We start from the raw sequence: 6,221 nt of genomic DNA, 5'->3' as shown, positions 1-6,221 counted from the left end.
AGGTCGGCTTTATGCGTCCTTACGACGCCGGTTACCGTGCGCTGAAAGCGGTAATTGAGAACGGTGAGATCGGCGAACCGTTGATGCTGCACTGCGCGCACCGCAATCCCGAAGTCGGCGATGCCTACACCACCGATATGGCCATCACCGACACGCTGATTCATGAGCTCGATGTGCTGCGCTGGTTGCTGAAAGATGACTACGTCAGCGCGCAGGTGATCTATCCACGCTCAACCAGTAAAGCGTCTGCGCATCTGAAAGATCCGCAAATCGTGCTGCTGGAAACCGCCAAAGGCGTGCGCATCGATGTAGAAATCTTCGTTAACTGCGCTTACGGCTACGACATCCAGTGTGAAGTGGTGGGCGAAAGCGGTATCGCACGTTTGCCTGAGCCGATGTCGGTACAGACGCGCAGCGCGGCCAAACTCTCCACCAGTATTCTTACCGACTGGAAAAAGCGTTTCATTGATGCCTATGACGTTGAGTTGCAGGACTTCATCAACAGCGTGTTATCAGGTGAGATGTCCGGCCCATCGGCGTGGGATGGTTACGCGGCGCAAGTCGCTGCTGATGCCTGTGTTGCGGCGCAAAACTCTGGTGACATCGTGCCGATCACCATGCCGGCGAAACCGGCGTTCTATGACTAAATTCTTTTCCCTTTCATAAACGCGCGTCTTGATGGCGTAATGCTCGTCAGTTAAGCGTCTTTCGGTCACCATAAATGGCGACCCTACAAAGGATTGGCGCGTTTTTCGTAGGGTGCGCAGTAATGCGCACCTGCATAATGGCGCGCGTTTTATCTCGTATCACACTCTCATCTCAGCGTTTTCCCGTGTATCATCGCCGCCTTTAAGTAGTTTTGTAGGGAATAAGTGATGACGGAGATGACATTGTCCCGCCGCCAGCCTTCCGTTTGGTGGGGCGCGATGATTATTTGCGGCACCGTGGTGGGCGCAGGGATGTTTACGCTGCCTGTGGTGATGGCGGGCGCGTGGTTTGGCTGGGCGATGGTGTTACTGCTGATCAGCTGGGGCGGCATGTTGCTGTCCGGTTTGTTGTTTATGCGTGTCAGCCTGAAGTATCCGCCTGGCGCGGGTTACGACACCTTAACCAAAGATTTACTCGGAAGGGGCTGGGCGGCGCTCAATGGTCTTAGCATCTTATTCGTCCTCGGCATTCTCACCTACGCCTACATTTCGGCCAGCGGCCCGGTGTATCAGCACTCCATCAGTCAGTTGGGATTACCGATCTCTACCGCAGAAGCCAAAATATTGCTGACGCTGTGCGTTGCTTTAGTGGTGTGGCTCGGCACCACCGGCGTCAGTCGTTTGATGACTTTCTGCGTGCTGGCGAAAATTTTGCTGTTGATCGTACTGTTTGGCGGCTTACTGACGCAGGTGAACGTGCCGTCGTTAATTAGCGGACCCGCAGCAGGCGAACATTACTGGCCTTATGCACTTGGCGTGCTGCCGTTCTGTCTCGCGTCGTTTGGTTACCACGGCAACATCACCGGTCTGGTGAGTTATTACGGCGGTAATAAGCAGAACATCACGCGCGCGTTGGTATTGGGTACCTTGCTGTCGCTGGCGCTGTATCTGTTTTGGCTGACCAGCACCATGGGAAATCTTCCGCGCGATGCGTTTCCCGAGATTGTGAAGCAGGGCGGTGATATCGCGGCACTGATGTCGGCGTTGCGTGATCATCTGCATGTAAATGCGCTAGCGCTGATGATGTCGATCTTCTCGCATTTCGCGGTGATCGCTTCATTCCTCGGCGTCACCGCTGGTTTGTTCGATTTTATCGCCGATCGTTTGGGATTCGGAAATTCGCCGGGCGCACGTTTGAAGACCGCCAGCCTGACTTTCCTGCCGCCGTTACTCGCCTCGATTTGCTGGCCGAATGGTTTTGTCGCGGCGATTGGTTTTGCCGGACTGTTTGCGACTTTATGGGCGGTGATCATCCCGGCCATGCTGGCGTGGAAATCACAACAACGCTGTTCGCTGGCGGTGGTTTTACTGTTTGGGTTTGGCGCGATGAATATACTGGCCTGGCTGCTGAGCTGGTTTGGGGTGTTGCCGGAATTTGCTGGGTGATGTTGGTCGCCATAAATGGCGACCCTACGTTTAACCGGTGCGCATTGATGCGCACCTTCAGTTTTTATTCGAAATCAACGTGCCTTTCAGGCCGTGCGGCTCGGAACGCAGATACTGCGGCGGCGCTTTGGCCTGCGCGCCTAATTCAGCGGCGGCATGCCACGGCCAGCGTGGGTCGTAAAGCACCGCGCGCGCCAGCGCGATCAAATCAGCATCACCTTCCTGCAATGCTTGTTCTGCCTGCTTCGGCTCGGTTATCAGGCCAACGCCAATCACCGGAATCTTCACCTGTTTGCGGATGTCGCGGGCAAAAGGCAATTGATAGCCGGGGCCAACGGTAATTTTCTGCTGCGGTGACAGGCCGCCGCTGGAAACGTGCACGTAATCGCTACCCGCCGCTTCGAGTTGCTGGCTGAAAACAATCGACTGCTCAACATCCCAGCCACCTTCAACCCAATCGGTTGCCGAAAGGCGCACGCCAACTGCCACCGAATCCGGCAGGGCGTTGCGTACCGCATGGAACACTTCCAGAGGGAAACGCAGACGATTTTCCAGCGAACCACCGTATTCATCCTCACGCTGGTTACTCAGCGGCGACAAGAACTGATGCAACAAATAGCCGTGCGCAGCATGCAGTTCAATTAACTGGATACCAAGTTTTGCGGCACGCTGCGCGCTAGCAACAAAGGCCTGTTTCAGGCGCTCAAGATCCTGTTTCGTCAGCGCCACCGGTGCGCGATCTTCAGGATTAAAGGCTTGCGCGGATGGCGCGACGGTTTGCCAGCCACCTTGTTCCAGTGACAGCTGATTGCCACCGAGCCACGGCGCGGCGAAGGACGCTTTACGTCCGGCGTGACCGAGTTGAATACCAAATGGAATGTCAGAATATTGACGGATATCGTGCAGAACGCTGGCCAGTGCCGCTTCCGTTGCATCGTCCCATAAGCCTAAATCACCGGGAGAAATACGTCCGTCCGCTTCAACGGCCGTCGCCTCGATCATCAGCAAACCGGCGCCGGAAAGCGCCAATTGCCCGAGATGAATGCGGTGCCAGGCGCTGGCTTTGCCATCCTCCGCCGAGTATTGGCACATCGGCGCGATCACGATGCGATTATCGAGCGTTAACTTACCCAGTTGCGTCGCACTAAACAGTAAACTCATTGAAACCTCATCATCAGTGGCTGAATGGCTTTAAGCTTAGGGCCAAAAGCGCATTTTGCAGAGGGCTATGAGTTTGAATGTTGTAGCAAAAAGTAAGTTAAGCGGAATGTGCCGCCGCAAGTCGAAATGCATCAGACATTTTTTCCTGCTCACGCAGTGACAAACCTAAATGTCCGGCGACCACGCGCCATTGCGCTACGATGCTGCTGAAGTTTTCAATAATGGTTTCGGCTTCAGTTACATTCAGCCGGAAGTAGGGCGCAACTTCACGTGCCAAATCGAGATCAAGCGCGTTGTCAGCTGTGGTGACATTTAACTTCAGACCATCAGCGTAGGGCACTGGATTAAGATCGTAGGCTGCAGAAAGACGCCACCCTTTGCCCGGAACCAGAATAAATCCATGATTACGCAGATGATCATCGGTGTTAGAGACCAGCATATTAAAGACAATGCGCGACCACAGTTCACGCAAATCGGCATTGGTTTGGGAACCATGACGAATCAATACTTCAGCCAGTTCGAGATAACTCACGCCGGTGGACGCATCTTCGCCATCAATGTGGCCTGTCATGGTCATCGCCGAGGCAAAGTGCAGGCGCTTGCCTTCGGGCGTGCGATCGAAGCGGCGCACCATGAAACAGTGATAATCGCTGGCAAATTTTTTCGCCATCGCAGCAGCAACGTTGAGTTCACACGCCGTGGCGAGAGCATTAACCACCATTTCCCATCCACCCACATCATACTCATCGCGGATGCTGGGAAACTTGGCGATAAATAGCTGACCTTGCTCATCAACCACACTTGCTTTGGGTCGTGCGCCACCCAGAGAACCACCCGGCGCGATCAACATCTTCAGCCATTCATGTCCCTGAACCGCACGATTATCAGGATCACTTTCCAGAGCGCGGCTTGCACGTTCAAGTGCGGCGATTTCAGTAAATGGCGGAGCCGCAGTTTCCAGTCTGTTATCGAGAAATTCCCCCTGATCCTCCAGTCGGTAACGCAAAGCACCCACGCGGTAAAGGTCATGTACGCCCAGCAAAAAATCGGATTCAAACATGCGCGAACCGGCAGGCAATAATCCTCCACGGATATCGCGTTCCAGACGTCGTTCCATCAACAAGCGCCCCCATCGGTCAGGGCTGGAATCGCCAAACACACCAAATCCGGCACGATTGTTGGCGGGATATTGTGGCCCTTCGAAGAGGTGGATGCCGGGATCCAGCTGGATCAACAGCAAATCAGGATCGGTAAGTGCTTGCGGATCATACTGAAATTCAAAAGCTTCTCGTGCGCGACTGCGACGAACATGCAGATATCCAAGACGTTTTGGTTGTTTGAGTCCGTTCCAGTCGGCGTAGACGCTAATCATGGTCATTGTCGGGTCCTATTTTTTCTTCCCTGAAATCAACAGTGAGGCGAGACCCGCAGAGGTGACAGTCTGAGCATTTTTTTGCTCAATTCCGCGCTCATTGGCTTCTGCAACCTGTGGGCTGTTCTCATCCTCGTGAACCTTATACGCTGATTTAGCCGCTAACAATTTAGTCGTTGAGGTGAGACGTGCATCCTGCAGCTGGCGACCCAACGTATCCTCAGCAGCCAGCAGATTGAGATCCTGTTCGAGTCCTAACACCTGCATCACAGCCAGATAGGCTCCGATAGTGACTCCAGCGCTTCCCGCTTCGAGCGAGCGCAATGTCATGGGTGTCATTCCTGCGCGTTCAGCTACCTGTTTAGCCGTAAGTTTTCTTCTTTTACGCGCGAGTTTTAATCGCTCGCCAAAAGCGGCCAGGATTTCGCCTGTTTGAGGAAGAAGCAGAGAAGTTCGCTGTGCCATTATGTCACTATTTTATCTCTTTATGATTGTAATAGATAAAATATTAGCACTTTCTGGATCTGCATTCCATTTTTAGTTATTAAAATAAAAACGGGAAAATGCTAATAAATCATCATTTTCACAAGAAAAAAGATAAAATATTAGCACCTCAACTCAAAATGCCGCCGATCGCCAGCCGCGCGTTTTATCATTGCCGGTGCGTACCGCCAGTGAATGCGCTGCACGTTGCGAACGTGCCATCACCTCTTTTTGATTGAGCTGGGTAAACTCGCCGGCGCGCAGCAGATAAACGCCATCGACAAACACATCGCTGACTTCGTGGCCGAGCGCTGAGTAGACCAGCGATGAAACCGGATGATGGATCGGCGTCATCGCGGGATGCGAAGTATCTACAATTACCACATCGGCGCGTTTGCCGACTTCCAGCGAACCCACCAGGTGGTCGAGTCCAATGGCTCGCGCACCGTCGATGGTAGCCATCTCCAGCACTTTTTCCGCCGTCATAATGGTGGGATCGCGGTGTACGCCTTTTTGCAGCAGCGCTGCCACTTTCATCGCCTGGAAAAGATTGTGATTATTGCTGCTGGCTGGGCCATCAGAACCTAAACCCACGGTTAAGCCGGCGGCCAGCATCTCCGGTATTGGCGGCACGCCGGAGGCGAGATAGAGATTGCTGCAGGGATTATGCGACACGCGTGTGTCGTGATGTTTGAGCGCGCGGATGTCGCGCGAATTGCACTGCACGCAATGCACCGCTAGCACATCCGGGCCGAGGAAGCCGATATCGCTGAGGAATTCGGTATCGCTGGCCTGAAAACGCAGCTTCGCCTGCTCAATCTCAAAATCAGTTTCCGCCACGTGCGTGGTGATCAGCACGCCGGTTTCATTGGCTAACTGGCGTGTGCCGCGCAGCACTTTCTCATCCAGCGCCCAAATCATGCTCGGTGCCAGACCGACTTTTACCCGTCCATCAGCTTGGTGATAACGATTAATCACTTCACGCGCATCTGCCAGCGCCTGTTCTGGCGTCTCGATTAGTTCAGCAGGAATGCCGTGCTCAGCGCCGCTGGTGAGGAAGCCGCGACACACATGACCGCGAATGCCGCTGACTTCAAACGCTTCGATCACTT

6 protein-coding genes are annotated in these 6,221 nt (G+C 53.9%); 2 read left to right on the top strand and 4 right to left on the bottom strand.

Annotated elements, in window-relative coordinates; translation table 11 throughout:
* Both RTY00_RS18160 and RTY00_RS18155 read left to right on the top strand, forming a co-directional pair.
* On the top strand, positions 1-647 hold a 647-nt coding region (locus tag RTY00_RS18160; protein WP_312665360.1), incomplete at its 5' end, for a Gfo/Idh/MocA family oxidoreductase.
* 228 nt (positions 648-875) lie between these two features.
* On the top strand, positions 876-2,093 hold the full coding sequence (locus RTY00_RS18155) for an aromatic amino acid transporter (protein WP_312665359.1): 1,218 nt from the start codon (positions 876-878) through the stop codon (positions 2,091-2,093).
* A gap of 57 nt (positions 2,094-2,150) precedes the next feature.
* On the opposite strand, the gene RTY00_RS18150 is transcribed toward RTY00_RS18155, so the two are convergent.
* The 4 genes from RTY00_RS18150 to RTY00_RS18135 all read right to left on the bottom strand — a co-directional run.
* Complete coding sequence (locus RTY00_RS18150) at positions 2,151-3,254, bottom strand: NADH:flavin oxidoreductase/NADH oxidase (protein ID WP_312665358.1); 1,104 nt, start codon at positions 3,252-3,254, stop codon at positions 2,151-2,153.
* A gap of 97 nt (positions 3,255-3,351) precedes the next feature.
* Positions 3,352-4,632: a HipA domain-containing protein gene (locus RTY00_RS18145; RefSeq protein ID WP_312665357.1), complete on the bottom strand. Its 1,281-nt coding sequence runs from the start codon at positions 4,630-4,632 to the stop codon at positions 3,352-3,354.
* A gap of 9 nt (positions 4,633-4,641) precedes the next feature.
* Entirely contained in the window at positions 4,642-5,091 is a 450-nt protein-coding gene (locus RTY00_RS18140; protein WP_036648844.1) for a helix-turn-helix domain-containing protein, read from the bottom strand.
* Positions 5,092-5,244: 153 nt separating this feature from the next.
* A partial coding sequence (locus RTY00_RS18135) for an amidohydrolase family protein (protein WP_312665356.1) occupies positions 5,245-6,221 on the bottom strand: 977 nt, incomplete at its 5' end.

Source organism: Pantoea sp. CTOTU49201, assembly GCF_032054795.1.
GTDB lineage: Bacteria > Pseudomonadota > Gammaproteobacteria > Enterobacterales > Enterobacteriaceae > Pantoea > Pantoea symbiotica.
This window is presented reverse-complemented; position numbering and strand designations above follow the sequence as displayed.